This is a genomic window from Dactylosporangium sp. NPDC000521, assembly GCF_042898305.1.
Lineage (GTDB): Bacteria > Actinomycetota > Actinomycetes > Mycobacteriales > Micromonosporaceae > Dactylosporangium.
Genome location: NZ_JBIAYW010000016.1, coordinates 126,875 through 141,496, shown reverse-complemented (window position 1 = coordinate 141,496; position 14,622 = coordinate 126,875). Strand labels below are relative to the sequence as shown.

The 14,622-nt window shown below is 72.2% G+C and carries 14 protein-coding genes; all 14 read right to left on the bottom strand.

What is annotated here, in order from left to right:
• Nucleotides 1-7: 7 nt before the first annotated feature.
• The 14 genes from ACFY3L_RS39135 to ACFY3L_RS39070 all read right to left on the bottom strand — a co-directional run bounded on the left by ACFY3L_RS39135 (nucleotide 8) and on the right by ACFY3L_RS39070 (nucleotide 13,925).
• Entirely contained in the window at nucleotides 8-934 is a 927-nt protein-coding gene (locus tag ACFY3L_RS39135) for a 3-oxoacyl-[acyl-carrier-protein] synthase III C-terminal domain-containing protein (protein WP_389336371.1), read from the bottom strand.
• Entirely contained in the window at nucleotides 931-2,301 is a 1,371-nt protein-coding gene (locus tag ACFY3L_RS39130; RefSeq protein WP_389336369.1) for a hypothetical protein, read from the bottom strand. The genes ACFY3L_RS39135 and ACFY3L_RS39130 overlap by 4 nt, the downstream gene beginning before the upstream one ends.
• Nucleotides 2,294-3,934 carry an AMP-binding protein gene (locus tag ACFY3L_RS39125; protein ID WP_389336366.1) on the bottom strand — a complete coding sequence of 547 codons (1,641 nt, stop codon included), beginning with the start codon at nucleotides 3,932-3,934 and terminating at the stop codon, nucleotides 2,294-2,296. Before ACFY3L_RS39125 ends, ACFY3L_RS39130 begins: the two co-directional genes overlap by 8 nt.
• Nucleotides 3,935-3,938: 4 nt before the next feature.
• Nucleotides 3,939-4,931, bottom strand: coding sequence for a transketolase C-terminal domain-containing protein (locus ACFY3L_RS39120; protein ID WP_363411797.1), 993 nt, complete (start codon nucleotides 4,929-4,931; stop codon nucleotides 3,939-3,941).
• Entirely contained in the window at nucleotides 4,931-5,896 is a 966-nt protein-coding gene (locus ACFY3L_RS39115; protein WP_389336363.1) for a thiamine pyrophosphate-dependent dehydrogenase E1 component subunit alpha, read from the bottom strand. The genes ACFY3L_RS39120 and ACFY3L_RS39115 overlap by 1 nt, the downstream gene beginning before the upstream one ends.
• A 27-nt stretch (nucleotides 5,897-5,923) precedes the next feature.
• The gene (locus tag ACFY3L_RS39110) at nucleotides 5,924-6,724 is read right to left on the bottom strand and encodes a DUF3050 domain-containing protein (protein ID WP_389336361.1); all 801 of its coding nucleotides are present in this window, start codon (nucleotides 6,722-6,724) and stop codon (nucleotides 5,924-5,926) included.
• Nucleotides 6,725-6,744: 20 nt separating this feature from the next.
• The gene (locus ACFY3L_RS39105; protein ID WP_389336535.1) at nucleotides 6,745-7,656 is read right to left on the bottom strand and encodes a phytanoyl-CoA dioxygenase family protein; all 912 of its coding nucleotides are present in this window, start codon (nucleotides 7,654-7,656) and stop codon (nucleotides 6,745-6,747) included.
• A gap of 53 nt (nucleotides 7,657-7,709) precedes the next feature.
• Nucleotides 7,710-8,804, bottom strand: coding sequence for a 4-hydroxyphenylpyruvate dioxygenase (gene hppD / locus ACFY3L_RS39100; protein WP_389336358.1), 1,095 nt, complete (start codon nucleotides 8,802-8,804; stop codon nucleotides 7,710-7,712).
• Between the two features lie 59 nt (nucleotides 8,805-8,863).
• The gene (locus tag ACFY3L_RS39095; protein ID WP_389336355.1) at nucleotides 8,864-10,114 is read right to left on the bottom strand and encodes a beta-ketoacyl-[acyl-carrier-protein] synthase family protein; all 1,251 of its coding nucleotides are present in this window, start codon (nucleotides 10,112-10,114) and stop codon (nucleotides 8,864-8,866) included.
• Nucleotides 10,111-10,623, bottom strand: a complete 513-nt coding sequence (locus ACFY3L_RS39090; protein WP_389336532.1) for a beta-ketoacyl synthase N-terminal-like domain-containing protein — start codon at nucleotides 10,621-10,623, stop codon at nucleotides 10,111-10,113. The genes ACFY3L_RS39095 and ACFY3L_RS39090 overlap by 4 nt, the downstream gene beginning before the upstream one ends.
• A gap of 86 nt (nucleotides 10,624-10,709) precedes the next feature.
• Nucleotides 10,710-11,870 (bottom strand): beta-ketoacyl synthase N-terminal-like domain-containing protein, encoded by a 1,161-nt coding sequence (locus ACFY3L_RS39085; protein ID WP_389336352.1) that lies wholly within the window; start codon nucleotides 11,868-11,870, stop codon nucleotides 10,710-10,712.
• Nucleotides 11,871-11,878: 8 nt separating this feature from the next.
• Nucleotides 11,879-12,082, bottom strand: coding sequence for a hypothetical protein (locus ACFY3L_RS39080; protein ID WP_389336529.1), 204 nt, complete (start codon nucleotides 12,080-12,082; stop codon nucleotides 11,879-11,881).
• A gap of 38 nt (nucleotides 12,083-12,120) precedes the next feature.
• Nucleotides 12,121-12,399 carry an acyl carrier protein gene (locus tag ACFY3L_RS39075; protein ID WP_344502394.1) on the bottom strand — a complete coding sequence of 93 codons (279 nt, stop codon included), beginning with the start codon at nucleotides 12,397-12,399 and terminating at the stop codon, nucleotides 12,121-12,123.
• Nucleotides 12,396-13,925 carry a class I adenylate-forming enzyme family protein gene (locus ACFY3L_RS39070; RefSeq protein WP_389336348.1) on the bottom strand — a complete coding sequence of 510 codons (1,530 nt, stop codon included), beginning with the start codon at nucleotides 13,923-13,925 and terminating at the stop codon, nucleotides 12,396-12,398. Before ACFY3L_RS39070 ends, ACFY3L_RS39075 begins: the two co-directional genes overlap by 4 nt.
• Between the last annotated feature and the right edge of the window lie 697 nt (nucleotides 13,926-14,622).

The window sequence follows — 14,622 nt, the reverse complement described above, 5'->3', positions numbered from 1 at the left end:
ACAGAACCTAATGCGTGAAGACCATGGCGGAGAAGGTCGCGCCGCGGCCCGCGCCGGCGGCGGCGATGACGTAGTGGTCGCCGGGGCGCAGCAGCGAGCGCCGCACGGCGGTGCGGTGGTTGAGGAACGCGTCGGCGCAGAAGACGTGCCCGTAGTCGGCGACGTGGTCGAGCAGCACCTGGTCGAGGGGGTAGCCGATCCGCTTGCACACCCGCTGCCAGGCCACCACGTTCACGTTGTGCGGCAGGATGAGCGAGATGTCCGCCAGGGTCAGCCCGGCCCGCTCGACGGCGGACGTGACGGCGGCGCCCAGCGCGTCGTGGTAGATCCGCTGGAACTCGCCGGCCACCTCCTCCAGCTCCCCGTCGAACTCGCCCCGCAGGTCCGCGACGTACGACAGGAGCCGGTCCCTCGGTCCGGTGGCGGAGACCAGGCAGGCCGCCGCCCCCTCGCCGAACATCGACGTCTCCGGCACGAAACGCGCCTCGCCGGTGAAGGCCTTCTCCCCGGTGAGGACGAGCGCGAGCGCGGACGGGTCGGCCGATGCGAGCAGCCGCCCGGCGAGGTCGAGGGCGAGCAGCCCGGAGGCGCACGCGTGGTGCCCGACGGCGAAGGCGGAGGCGTGCTGGAGCCCGAACGACCGGCACACCTCGTGCAGCGGGTTGAACGGGTAGGGCACCACGCCGGGGAACGTCCGCGCGTAGAGCACGTACCGGATCCGCGCCGTCTGCGCGGCGGTGAGCCGCAGGTCGGCGACCGCCAGGCCGAGCAGCTCGGTGAGGGACAGGTCCGGCGCCTGCGCGGCGGAGCCGAGCTTGTGGTAGCGGCGGAACACCCGCAGCTGCATGGGCGTCAGCTCGAACTCGTCGGCGAGCGACTCGATCGGCACGCGGTCCGGGGGCACGTAGGTGCCGATGGCGGCGAGAGCGGTCACGACGACTCCGTTCCGGCGAAGTTCTCCAGTGCCGTCAGCGCCTCTTGTACGGCGAGCGCCTCGACCGCCCGGGCAAGCGCCTCCACACGGGCGGGAGGCGTCCGCCACGTGTCGGTGAACCAGGTCAGGCGGAATTCGCCGGGCGCGTCGTCCACGTCGATGTTCAGCGGGTCGTAGGGGTCGTCCTGCGCGACGGTCCAGGTGAACACGCCCGGTGCGGCGTCGCGGACCTGCGCGGCGGTGGGCACGGGGCCCGGGAACATCTGCCTGCTGATGGTCCGCCGGTCGTTGAACCAGACCCCCGCGTCGAGGTCGACGTCCAGGGTCGCGGCCAGCGCCGCGACCGCCGCCGGGTCGTGGTAGGCCCACTTGTACGCCAGCATCGCCGCGATCCCGGTCCTGCGCATGGCCTCCTCGTACGGCAGCCCGGCGACGTCGGCGACGCAGATGCCGTGCTGCGCCACCATCGCCACGACGTCGCCGAGCCCGCGGCGGAACCGGTTGTCCACCATGGGCCGGATGATCGCGGGCCGTCCGTCACCGGCCTGGGCGGTGACGGCGAGTGCCAGGAACGTCATCAGCACCTGCGACGTGTCGATGTCGAAGACGACGGACACGGCGTGGGTCGCGCGGTACAGCGCCGCCGAGACGAACGAGCCCCGGTGATACCGCGGCCCGGGCCGGGAGGCCGGCGGCACCACCGGGGGCAGCTGCCGCAGCATCCTGTCCCAGTGCCGCAGCGCCTTCGCCGCCTGCTTCTGCCCTTCCGGCGACGCCTGCCAGGCCGCCTGTGCGAGGGGCTGCAGGCCGGTGGTCGGCCCGGGCGGGTCGGTGCGCCGGGCGGCGACCTCGCGGAGCATGAGCAGGCCGCCGAAGCCGTCGGTGACCAGGTGGCAGGTGACCGTCGACAGGTAGGCGGGGACGCCGCCGACCCGCACGACCCCCATCCGCACCGGCCACTCCTCGACGAAGTCGTAGGGCAGGGCCCGGTAGTGCGTGTCGACCGAGGCCGTGAACGCGGCGGGATCGGCGCCGTCGGGCACGTCGAAGACGTCCAGCCCGATCGTGCCCCAGCCGGCCACCGCCTGCAGCGGCGTGCCGTCGGCGGTGAAGCGCAGCCGGGTGCGGAACGTCGGGTACCGGCGCATCGCCCAGCGCAGGTCGTCGGCGAGGTCCTCGAGGGTGGTCCCCTCGGCCACCTGCGCCCAGCCGCCGATGGGCAGCCAGGAGCGCTGGCGGACCATGGCCTGCCAGATCCCGAGCTGTCCCCATGACAGCGGCCCGGTCCCGGCCCCCTCGCCGTCGAACCGCACCGGGATCCGGGTGGTCGCGACCAGCGAAGGGGCCGGCAGGTACGTGTCAGGCATTCGCCAACTCGGCGAGATGCCGCTGCCGCATCAGGAACTTGCGGACCTTGCCGGTGGGGCCGGTGACGATGTTCTCGTCGGGGAACACGACGACCTTCCGCAGCGTCGCCGCCGCGGCCGGGGTGAGCGCGGCCGCGACCGCCGCCGTGTGGTCGACGGTCGGGTCGGCGCTCTCGTGCAGCGACAGCAGCACGTCGGAGACGACGCCGGCGTCGGTCTTGAACGACACGATGGTGCAGTCGCGCACGTCGGGCACCGCGCGCAGGATCTGCTCCTCCGACATGGCGGTGTAGAGCCAGTTTCCGCCGCCGAGGTCGACGGAGTCGACGGCCCGGTCGACGTGGTAGTAGTAGCCCTCCGCGTCGCGGAACATCAGGTCGCCGGTGAGGTAGTAGCCGTTGAGCCGGTGCTTGTACGTGTTGGCGTGGTCGTTCCAGTAGCCGGGTGCGAGCGTCGGGGACTTGAGGCCGAAGTGGCCCACCTGCCCGACCGGCACCTCCTCGCCGGTCGTGGTGTCCAGCAGCGCCACGTCGGCGAAGACGTGCGGCACGCCGACGCACCGGCCGTAGCGCTCGGTGTCGGGGCTGTGGGTGATGTGGAACGCGGAGTGCCCCATCTCGGTCGAGCCGAGCCCGTCGACGAAGCTGGAGCCCTTGACCCGCTGGACGACCGGGCGGCCGTCGGCGGAGCGGGTGACGGTGTTGTGGCTGCCGACGTTCACGAGGTTGCGGATGTGCGGCTCGTGCGCGCAGTCGCCGGTGTTGAACCACAGCGACACCGAGTCCATCTCGTGCTGGGTCAGGTCGAAGCGGGCGAGCTCCGACCAGGTGACCGCGAAGCCGAAGACGCCGGTCGGCTTCCACCGCTCGATCGCGTCCAGCACCGCGCCGCCGTCGCTCTGCTGCGACAGGAACAGCAGGTCGGACCGGTTGCTCAGGGCGTGGTTGATGGTCATGATGCCGGCCGCGTGCGGGGCCGGCAGGGCACTGAGGATCCGCTCGGTGCCCTGGGCCCTGGGGCCGCTCAGCCGGATCTTGCGGGTGGCGTGGAACAGGCTGGCGTGCGAGTGCACGACGGCGGTCGGCATGCGGGTGGTGCCGGAGGAATGGGTGATGGCGATCGGGTCGTCGGCGTGGTGCTTGAACGGCGCGGGTGCCTGCGCCGGGTCGCCGGTGCCGGTGTCGGCGGCGTCGATGACGGGGATGCCGACGTCGTGGCCGGCGAGCCGCTCGAGGTGGGCCGCGTCGGTGACGAGCGCGGTCGCGCGCAGTTTGGCGATGTACTGCACGGCGATGTCACCGGCGATGTTCGGGTTCATCAGCGCGGGGATCGCGCCGAGCCAGACCAGGCCCATCCAGTTGAGGAAGCAGTCGGCGCTGCTGGTCACGTAGACGGCGACGGGGTCGCGCCGGGTGATGCCGTTGGCCTGGAACCAGGCGGCCCTGGCCGCGGCGCGGTCACGCAGCTCGCCGAGGGTGAGGCCCTGCCAGGCGGGGAAGCCGTCGACGTCGACGTCGAACGCGATGCCCGGCCCGTCCAGCGCCGCGCCGTGCTCGATGAGCTTGTGCAGCACGTTGCCGGCACCGACGTCGGGGTCGGCGGCGAGCGCCGCCCGGATGCTCGTGGACGCCATGGGTCTACTCCTCGGTCTGCGTGGGGAACGAAAGCTTCGCCACCTGCTCGACGGCGGTGCGGATCTGCGCGCGGGTCGGCTGCAGCGCCAGGTCCAGCTCCCGGGCGAACGGCAGCACCGCGCCGTCGGGGCGGGTGATCCGTTTCGGTGGCGCGATCAGGCGCATCTGCTCCGCGGCGGTCGCCAGGATCTCCCCGCCGATGCCGCAGGAACGGTTGGAGTCGTCGACGACGACGAGCCGGCCGGTGCGCTCCAGCGACGCGGCGAGCCCGGCCCAGTCGAACGGGTGCAGCGTCCGCGGGTCGAACACCTCCACCGACACGGTCCCGGCGAGCTCCTCGGCGACGGCGAGCGCGTCGTGCACGAGGTGGCCGACCGCGACGACCGTCACGTCGTCGCCGGGGCGGTGGACGCGGCCGACGCCGAGCGGCACCGGCGCGAGCGTGGCGAAGTCGACGTCGTCGCGGACCCCGATCGCGCCCGCGGGGGCGAACACGATGACGGGGTCGTCGTCGCGGATCGCGGTCAGCAGCAGGCCGTAGGCGTCGGCGGGGGTCGCGGGCACGACCGTCTTCACGCCGACGTGGGCGAAGAGGCTGTACGGGTGGTCGGAGTGCTGCCCGGCCCAGCCGCCGCGGGAGCCGGAGCTCGGCAGCAGGTAGGTGACCGGGACGTTGATCTGCCCGCCGGTCATCAGCGAGAACTTGTGGGCCTGGTTGGCGATCTGCTCGAACGCGAGGAACAGCAGCGCCGGGATCTGGAACTCGATCACGGGCCGCTGGCCGGCCATCGCGGCGCCGGTCGCGAAGCTGGTGAACCCCTGCTCCGAGATCGGCATGTCGACGACCCGTTCGGGGCCGAACTTCTTCAGCAGTCCTGTGGTGACGTTGCTGACCGCGACGCCGACGTCCTCGCCGAACACGACCACGCTCGGGTCGGCGGCCATCTCGGTCGTCAGCGCCCGGTTCAGTGCCTTCAGGTACGACAGGTTCGGCATCAGGAGACCCCCGCCCTGGCCCGCAGGCCGTCCGCGTACAGGTGGTCGAGCGCGCCGGCCGGGTCCGGCAGCGGGCTGTCGACGGCGAACCGGACGGCCTCGTCGAGCAGCGCCTCGATCTCAGCGTCGATCCGGTCCCGGTCCGCGACCGGGATGCGGGAGCCCTGCAGCGCCACCGGGTCGCGCTGGACACCGACCGCGACCTCGTCGTCGGTGCGGTACCGCGGCCGCGCCGCGTGCTCCCAGGTGTGGTGGGCGTCGAAGCGGTAGGCGACGCACTCGATGAACGACGGGCCGCCGCCGGCGCGGGCCCGCTCGACCGCTTCCGTGGCCGCGGCGAGCACCGCCTCCGGGTCGCTGCCGTCCACTGTGGACGCCGGGATGCCGAAGGCCTCGGCCCGGCCGGTGATCGAGCCGGCCACCGCCTGCTCGACCCGGGTGGTGGTGGCGAAGCCGTTGTTCTCGCAGACGAGCACCACCGGCACCTTCCACAGCGACGCGAGGTTCATCGTCTCCAGCACCACGCCCTGGCTGACCGCGCCGTCGCCGAAGTAGGTGACGGCGACGAGGTCCTTGCCGGCCCGCCGCGCCGCCCACGCCGCACCTGTCGCGATCGGCACCGCGGCGCCGACGATCGCGTTGGCGCCGAGGATGCCGAGGCTGAAGTCCGCGGCGTGCATGGAGCCGCCCCGGCCGGCGTTGAGGCCGGTCGCCCGGCCCGCCAGCTCGGCCAGGGTCCGGGCCGGGTCGGCGCCTTTGGCGAGGACGTGCCCGTGCCCGCGGTGCGTGCTGGTGATGACGTCGCCGGGCCGCAGCGCGGCGCAGGTGCCGGCCGCGATCGCCTCCTGCCCGATGTACGGGTGGATCCCCCCGACGATCGTGCCGTCCCGGACGAGCTCGATCGCGCGTTCCTCGAACCGGCGGATGAGGCGGACCGTCCGGTACAGCCCGGCGGCGTCAGTCACGTGGTACTCCTTCAGCGAAACGGTGGACTAGGCCGCGAGGACCTTCTCGTCGATCTTGGCGAGGATGCCGCTCCAGAGCTTGGCGCGGGCGACGAGGGCGAGGTTGATCGTCTCCACGCACTCGTTCCACTTGTTCTCGTCGTCGCCGCAGAGGTCGGTGACCATCTGCATGGCCATCGGCGTGTGGAACTCGCCGTCGACCTCGATGTGCCGCTCCAGGTAGTCGACGAAGGTGCCGAGCTGCCCGCCCTGCTCGTTGACCTTCACGACCTGCTGGAACATGTCGGGGATCAGGTCCTCGCGGCCGAACGCGAACGCCGCCGCCTGGCAGTGGATCGGCGCGGTGTCGATGAGGTGCCAGGTGAGCCCGACGAACTCCGCCGAGGCCTCGGGCACGCCCGCGGCCGCCATCGCCGCCGGCACCGGGGTCTTGTCCCGCAGCAGCGAGATGAAGGTGTCGATGACGGTCGTGTCGGCGCCGGCCTCCTGCATGCCGAGCAGGTACAGCTCGAAGTGGCTGATGAAGCCGCCGCGCAGCTCGTCGCTCTCCTCGACCAGGACGATGTCGTTGATGAGCCGCCGGCTGCCGGTCGGCCCGGTCGGGATCCACGGCACCTCGACGCAGGTGAGGTTGCGCTGCAGCGACTTCAGCAGCGACATGAAGTCCCACACGGCGAAGACGTGGTGCTCCAGGAACGTCTGGATCGCCGGCAGGCTGTCCAGGCGGGCGTAGATGGGGTGGGTGACGACCTCGGTCCGGGCGTCGGCGATCAGCGCCTCGAGCCGGTCGATGCCGGGGTGCCGCTGACCCCAGTCGTATCGGGACATGTGAGCCTCCTGAAGGTGTGTTAGGCCGTACGCCACAGCACGGGGCAGTACTCGGGGTCGGAGTAGTCGGGACGGCCGTCCTCGGTCCGTCGCACCAGCACGTCGTGGTTGTAGGCCACGAGATCCCCCGTGCTGAGCTGGAACGGGCGGTACGCGTTGGCGCCGTCCTGCAGGTGGAACGAGATCGCCCGCCGCGGCCGGTCGCTGCGGTTGGCGCCGCTGCCGTGGTACGTGCGGCAGTGGTGGAAGCTCATGTGTCCCTTGGGGATGATCATCGGGACCTTGGTGACCTTCGCGTTGTTGTACGCGGCGTTGTCCGAGAGCATCACTTCAAGGTCGTCGTTGTCGCGCTCGGCGAAGTGCCGGGTGGTGGTGTCGTCGGTGCCGATCTCCTCCCAGCGGTGGGAGCCGTCGATCATCGTGATGGTCCCCATCTCCTCGTCGCAGTCGTGGAAGGGGATGAACGCGGTGAGCATGTTGTCCGACGTGCACGAGGCCCAGTAGTGCCGGTCGAAGTGCCACGGCACGACATTGCTGGGCTCGCCCGCGATCGGCGGCTTGTAGATCAGCGTCGACTGGAAGACCCGGATCTCGTCGGCCTTCGCCAGCCGCGCCGCGACCGCGCCGAGCAGCGGTTTGCGCAGGATCCGCGCGATCGGGTCGCTCTCGTAGTGCACGTAGTCGTTGTGCCGTTGCACGTCGCCCTTGGACGGCTCCCAGTAGGCGAGGCGCGGCGGCCGGACCGGTAACGAACGGGACCGCTCACCGGCGTAGAACCGCTCACTCGCCGCGAGCAGCTCGTCGACCTCGTCGTCGGTGAAGATCTTCTTGGACAGGTACCAGCCGTGCTGGGCGTAGTGCTCGACGTCGTCGTCCGACGGCAGCAGCGCCAGCTCGTCGTCGGACAGCGCGAATGTCCGCGTGGGCGAGATGGTCAAGGTCTATGTCCTTTCAGGAGTAGGACAGGAGTAGGACTGGGGAGGGGTCAGCTGCGCAGGCCGTCTGTGGTGTCGCGCACCGCGGCGAGCTCGCGCTCCTTGGCCGCGTACAGCGCGGGGATGTTGCTGGTGCCGAACGTCCGCGCGCCGTGCCGGTCGATGAGCTCGAGGAAGTACGTGCGGCGGATGTGCGTCGACTTGGCGAAGATCTGGTACATCTGCCCCCAGTGGTCCCGGTCGACGAGGATGCCGAGCGGCCGCAGCTGGTCCACGGGCACGTCGACGGCGCCGAGCCGCGACTCGAGCACGTCGTAGTAGCTCGCCGGCGTCTGCGCGAACTCGACGCCCTTGGCGCTGTACGCGCGCACCGCGTGCACGATGTCGTGGGTGCTGTAGGCGATGTGCTGCACGCCGGCGCCCTCGTGCCACGACAGGAAGTCGTCGATCTGGCCGGCGCGGCGGCTCAGGTCCGGCTGGATCAGCGTGAACGTGACGCCGCCCGACGGGCTCTGCACCACCTTCGACTGCATGCCCTGCTCGCCGACCTCGATGTACTCCTGGAAGATCATGGAGAAGCCGAAGACGCGCTCGTAGTACTGGACCGTCGCGTCGAGCTCGCCGGCCTGCAGGCAGATCGCGGCGTGGTCGATGGTGTGCAGCAGGTCCGCGTCCGTCGGTGCCGTCGGCGCGCCGGTCATGTCGATCGCCCCGGGCAGGAACGCGCCGTCCCCGGGGGCGCGCTGCACGAGCCGGTGCGTCACGTCGCCGAAGCCGGACACCTCCGCGGTCACGACCGTCGAACCGCCGTGCTCGAGCCGCTGCGGGGCCTGGATCGGGGTGGCGCCGGCGGCCACCGCCTCGGCGAACGCCGTCTCCACGTCGGCGCAGCCGAACGCGATCACCGCGACGCCGTCGCCGTGGCGGGCCACGTAGCGGCTCGCCCGGTGACCGCCGCTGAGGCCGGAGGTGAGCAGGATCCGGATGTCGCGCTGCCCCAGCAGCACGCTGCGCTGACCCATGAGGCCGGTCTCGGGGCCGCCGTGGCCGTAGACGTGGAAGCCGTACGTGGCGCACAGCTGGTGCGCCGCCTGGCGGGCGTCGCCGACGAACATCTCGATGTGGTCGGTGTCGAGGATCTGCATGGCCTGCTTCCCTTTCGGGTTCTGATCGGTCGTTCCCAGGGGTCTGTGACGCGCGGGCGTCACGCCGTGCGTGTCCAGGCGGATTCCGGCCGGCCGAAGACGAGGCTCACGTTGTGGCCACCGAAGCCGAAGGAGTTGGACAGGACGTGGGTCACCTGCGCGGGTCGGGGTTCGCGGAGGTGGTCCAGGTCGCAGGCGGGATCCGGCTCGTCCAGGTTGTGCGTCGGCGGGAGCAGCCCGCGGAGCAGGGCGTGGACCGACACCGCGGCCTCCACCACCCCGGAGGCGCCGAGCATGTGGCCGGTCACGCCCTTCGTCGAGCTGACCGGCGGGGCATCGGCACCGAAGACCGCGCGGATCGCGGTCGACTCGGCCACGTCGCCGAGCTTGGTGCTGGTGCCGTGCGCGTTGACGTAGCCGACGTCCCCGGGGGTGATCCCGGCGTCGGCGACGGCCCGGCTCATGCAGGCGGCGGCGGCCGACCCGTCGGGGCGCGGGGTGGTGGGGTGGTGCGCGTCGTTGGTGGCGCCCCAGCCGACGATGTCGGCGTACCGGCGGGCCCGGCGCGCCTCGGCGTGTTCGGCGCGTTCGACGACGAAGACCCCGGCGCCCTCGCCGAGGACGAGCCCGTTGCGCCGCCGGTCGAACGGGCGGCTCGCGGCGGTCGGGTCGTCCCAGCCGCGGGCGAGCGCCCGGGCGTTGCCGAACGTGTCGGCGAGGGTCGGGAAGAGCGGCGCCTCGCTGCAGCCGGCGACGACGACGTCGGCCTCGCCGGCGCGCAGCAGCCGCACCGCCTCGCCGATCGACTGGGCGCCGGCGGCGCACGCGGTGCCGATGGAGGAGCTGTACCCCTGGATGCCGTGGCGCATCGCGACCCGGGCCGCGCCCATGTTCGGCAGCATCCCGGGCAGCAGGTAGGGGCTGACGCCGAGGCGGCCCTTCTGCGAGCGCAGGACCGCCTGCGCGTCGAGGGTCGCCAGGCCGCCGGTGCCGGACAGGATGATGGCGATCCGGAACGGGTCGACGTCGCGCCCCACCTCGATGCCGGCGTCGGCGAGGGCCTGCTCGGCGGCGGCCATCGCCATGATGATGTACCGGTCGACGACCCGGGTCTCCGGCGCCGGCAGGACCGACGTGGGGTCGATCGGCGGCGAGAACGCGGCGACGTCGGCGGACCCTGCCAGGGGGTGGTCGGCCGGCGGCTTCACGAGCCCGGACCGGCCCTCGCACATCGCGTCGAAGACCTCGGCGCCCGTGCCACCGACGGGGGTGACGAGCCCGATCCCGGTCACCGCGACGGATCTGCTCATGCTGTACCCCTTTCGACCACGACGACCGCGGACGCGGTGTCGTGGCTGGTTCCGGTGATGGCCTCGGGCACGGTGGCCTGTTCGAGGAGGACGACGAGGACCTCGCCGGCGTCGCCGTCGGCGAGCAGCAGCCGGGCCACGTCCAGCCCGGCGTCGGTGCTGTCGACGCACACGACGGGGCCGGTCAGGCCCCACTTCGCGGCGACGTGCCCGGCGACGGCGTTGGGCACCGACTGGAAGAAGAACAGCGGCCCGATCCGGCCGCCGGCGTCGACCGCGGCCGCGACGTGCGCCGCGCTGGCCGCGTCGCCGGTCGACGTGACGAGCACGATCGCGGTCACCGCCGGTGGAGCGCTCTCCGGACGGCGCTGCAGGCAGCGCCCGGCGATGGCGGCGACCAGCGGGTTGAACGACGAGTGCACGAACCCGGCCAGCTTCGGCAGCTCCTCGTCGCCGGGCTCCGGCCAGCCGGCGGCGGCGGCGACGTCGAGCCCGGCGCGCGTGGCCAGGGCGGTCAGCGGCGGGATCTCCTCGACGAACAGCTCTGCCGCACCGAGACCCTGCTCGTGCTCCGTCGGATCCAGGATCAGTTCGCTCATGCCGATCCGACCACGAGTGCGGTGTTGGCGCCGCCGAACGCGGCGTTCAGCGACAGGGCGTAGGACGGGGTCGCCGCGGTGAACCCGTCGAGGACCAGGTTCAGCGGGCAGTGCTCGTCGGCGGCGAGGAACCCCGCGTTGACCGGCAGCCGGCCGGTGCGCAGCGCGTGCAGGGTGACGATCAGCTCCAGCACCCCGGACGCCTCGAGGGCCTGGCCGTGCAGCGACTTCGTCGAGGAGACCGGCACGGTCGCGGCGTGCTCGCCGAGCGCGGTGCGCAGCGCCGTGGACTCCGCGACGTCGCTCTGGGCGGTGCCCGAGCCGTGCGCGTTGACGTAACCGAGGTCGCCCGCGCCGATCCCGGCCCGGTGCAGGGCCGCGGTGATCGCACGGGCGAGCCCGTGGCCCTCCGGGTGCGGCTGGCACGGGTGGTACGCGTCGCCGGCCCGTCCCCAGCCGGCGAGGCGGGCGAGCGCCGGCACGCCACGCTCGCGGGCCGCCGCGGCGGACTCCACGACGACCGCGCCGGCACCGTCGCCGAGCAGCAGGCCCCGCCGCCCTTCGCTGAACGGGCGGACCTGTCCGTCAGTGGACAGTGCACGGCCCGCGTCGAAGAGGGAGAACTGATCAGCGTCCACGAGGTACCCACCGGCCACGACGATGCGGTCGAGCTCGCCGCGGGCGATCGCCGCCGCCGCGTCCGCGACCGCCGTGCTCGCCGCGACGCAGGCCGAGGTGTACGCCCGGATCCCCGCTCCCAGCGGCAGGTCCCCGGCCAGCCCGGTGCCGCCGGCGAGCGCGGCGGTGAACGCGGTGCTGCTGTGCCGGCGGCGGTCCGCCTCGGCCACCCTGGCGAGGGCCGGATCGCCGTGCAGGGCGAGGAAGAGCGGTGCGCCCGCCCGCTCGGCCGTGCTGAGCTTGGCCTCGTCACAGGCCTCGTCGACGACGCGCACCAGCTCGTCGGTGAGGACGGGGGAGCCGGGCATGACCGCGGCCACCCCGACCCGCCGTCCCGTCACGTCGAAGCGCTCCACCGGCTGGAACGCCGGCGTGCCGGCGTCCAGGCCGTCGGCCAGGGCGGTCATGCCCCGGCCGAACGCGCTGAGCACGGCCGCGCCGGTCAGCACCACCTCACCCGGACCGCGCCGAACGGTCATGGTGGCGGTCATCGTGAACCCGTCTCGACCTTCAGTTCCTGGAGGACCTCGAGCGTCCCGCTCACCGTCGACATGCGGGCGAGGGCGTCGTCATCGAGGTCGAGCGGCCCGCCGTAGTGCTGTTCGAGCTGGTGGACGAGCCAGGCGAGCTCCAGGGAGTCGATCCCCTCGGCGACGTCCGCGGGCGACCGGTCGCCGTACGTGGCGAGCATCGCCACGACGTCGTCGCGGGTTGGTGCAGCGGCCACGCTCAGCTGCCCGCCGTGGCAGCGGCGGACCGGCGCTCGGCGACGGCGGCGATGAACTCGCCCACGGTCATCCCGGCCAGCTTCTCCGCCTCGTCGTCGTCGAAGCGCACGCCGAAGCGGTCCTCGACGCGGACGGCGAGCTCGGCGAGCGACAGCGACTCGAGGTCGGCGCCGGCCGGGCCGAGCGCGGTGTCGTCGTCGATGTCCTCGACGCTGTAGTTCATCTCGGTCAACGAGTCCAGCAGGAACTGGCGAATCTCCTGGTCGGTCGTCTCGCTCATCGTGCGTGGTTCCCTTCCTTGACAGGTGCCGGCGCGACCGGGTCGGTCGCGCCATCGGTCACGTCTGTTCCCACCCGCTGCGCCGGGATGGCGCCCGCGGTCGAGCCCGGAGCGGCTGCGGCCGCCGGGGCCGAGGCGGCCAGCAGCGCGGCGCGGTCCCGGACGAGCTTGCCGGTGGCGGTCCGGGGCAGCTGCTCCACGACCTTCAGCACGCGCGGGCGCTTGAAGCCGGCGAGGCGTTCGGCGAGCCGGTCCTGGACCTGCGCCGCGGTGGCGCCGTCGCGCAGCATCACGTACGCCTCGATCGCCTTGTCGTAGGTCACGACGGCGCTGGCGACGCCGGGCAGCGCGGCAAGCGTGTGCTCGACCTCGGTCAGGTCGACCTTGAGGCCGCCGACGGAGACCTGGGAGTCGCGCCGGCCGTGGATGCGCAGCCTGCCGGTGGCCTCGTCGACGCTGCCTGCGTCCTTGGTGTGCAGCCAGCCGTCGGCCCAGCGGGCGGGGTCGACGAGGCCCAGGTACGGCGACGCGGGCAGCGACACGAGCAGCTCGCCGGCCTCTTCACGGACGGTGAGACCGGGTGCGGGGGTGAGGGAAGGGCGGTGCTCGCCGAACAGGTCGGTGGCGATGACCCCGACCTCGGTCATGCCGTACATGTTGCCGAGCCGGATGTCGTAGCGGTCGACGAAGCCGGCGTAGACCTCGGCGCGGACCAGCTCCCCGCCGGTGGTCATGCCGGTCAGCTGGGGGAGCGGGGGCGGTGTCTGCACCGAGGAGAGCAGCTCGATGTGGAAGGGGACGCCGAGCAGGGTGGTCGGCTCGGGCCCGGCGGCGACGGCGGACAGGATGCCGTCGGCGGTCATCCGCGCCGGCACCACGAGCTGAACGCCGGCGTGCAGGCCGTAGAGCAGGCCGCCGACCAGACCGAGCACGTGCACCATGGACGCGAGCGAGACGATCCGCTCGCCGCCCTGCGGCACTCCCGCGCCGATCTTCACATAGCGTTCGATCTCCTCGACGAGGTTCGCCGCGGTGCGGGCGATGACCTTCGACGGGCCGGTCGAGCCGGAGCTGAGCTGGATGAGCGCGTGCGTGGTGTCGGCGGGCCGCCCCGGGTAGGTGGCGACGCGCTCCTCGATCTCGACGAAGCCGCGCAGCGGCCCGCCGGTGACGTGCTTGGCGGAGACGACGACCTGCGGTGCCAGCCGCTGCAGGGCGTTGTCCGTCTCGTACGGGGTGAGCCGGTGGTCCAGCAGCGCGGCCCGGGCGCCGAGGCGCCAGGCGGCGAGGAGGTTCGTGACGAACGCGAGCGACGGGGCGAGGGCCAGCGCGACGGACCCGCCGCGGCCGAGGCCGGCGGCGGCGAGCACGGACTGCTTGGCGGCGACCAGCGCGCGCAGGTCCGCGCGGGTGACGGGGGTGTCGAAGACCAGCGCGACCTGGTCGGCGGGGCCGGCCAGCAGCACCTCGTCGACCCACGACGGGTCGAGCGGGACAGGCTGGGTTTCGAGCACGGCGTCGGTCACCGGCGAACCCCTTTCTCCGCGCGCGGCCGCTCCGCCGACCGATCGGCCCACGTTGGCCGGCGATCAGCGTGTGCAGCCCCCGATTGAACACACTGGCGAGAGCCGGGAGCGGGCCTGCGGTCACCGGCACGAATCACGCCCGGACACAATGCGCAGGAAATAGTCACCCCGACTAGCCATAGACCTTACGCAATCAAAGCCGTTTTACAAGAGTGCACAACCCGACTGTGCCGCTGTTTGTCCGTTCTGCCACGCCTACGTCCGCTAAGAATCGTTTGCTTCGATACGTTCTCCATTCGGGCAGGTCAGGGACATGCTTTGCGGATCTCCCAGGTCAATCCGGGTTCGGGGGACATCCCGCAACTGCCAAAAAGGGCATTACGCGCAACTGGCGGCGCACCGGATACAACCGGTATCTACCCTGAGAACACTCTCCTCCCGCCCATTGCAGTGCGCTACGGTGCGTAAACGCCACGATTGACACGCGTCCACGTCGGGTCGGGCCGATATACCGATTCCCCATGTATGTCGGCATGATGAGGCTCCTCCTGCGCGATCTCCGACAGCCCAGGCCACGCCCCGTCCCGGACCATGTAACGTGCATTGACAAGCGTCGGCGCGCCGCCCATACAATGGCCGGGCTCCGTGCGTCCCTATCCAGGAACGCCCCATAGCTGGTGATCCCATTCGGAGATTT

Bases quoted from the DNA above. Each gene is read 5' to 3' on its own strand.
- ACFY3L_RS39125 (WP_389336366.1), bottom strand. From the start codon at position 3,934: ATGGCGTCCACGAGCATCCGGGCGGCGCTCGCCGCCGACCCCGACGTC.
- ACFY3L_RS39120 (WP_363411797.1), bottom strand. From the start codon at position 4,931: ATGCCGAACCTGTCGTACCTGAAGGCACTGAACCGGGCGCTGACGACC.
- ACFY3L_RS39095 (WP_389336355.1), bottom strand. From the start codon at position 10,114: ATGAGCAGATCCGTCGCGGTGACCGGGATCGGGCTCGTCACCCCCGTC.
- ACFY3L_RS39085 (WP_389336352.1), bottom strand. From the start codon at position 11,870: ATGACCGTTCGGCGCGGTCCGGGTGAGGTGGTGCTGACCGGCGCGGCC.
- ACFY3L_RS39080 (WP_389336529.1), bottom strand. From the start codon at position 12,082: ATGCTCGCCACGTACGGCGACCGGTCGCCCGCGGACGTCGCCGAGGGG.
- ACFY3L_RS39075 (WP_344502394.1), bottom strand. From the start codon at position 12,399: ATGAGCGAGACGACCGACCAGGAGATTCGCCAGTTCCTGCTGGACTCG.
- ACFY3L_RS39110 (WP_389336361.1), bottom strand. From the start codon at position 6,724: ATGTCCCGATACGACTGGGGTCAGCGGCACCCCGGCATCGACCGGCTC.
- ACFY3L_RS39130 (WP_389336369.1), bottom strand. From the start codon at position 2,301: ATGCCTGACACGTACCTGCCGGCCCCTTCGCTGGTCGCGACCACCCGG.
- hppD (WP_389336358.1), bottom strand. From the start codon at position 8,804: ATGCAGATCCTCGACACCGACCACATCGAGATGTTCGTCGGCGACGCC.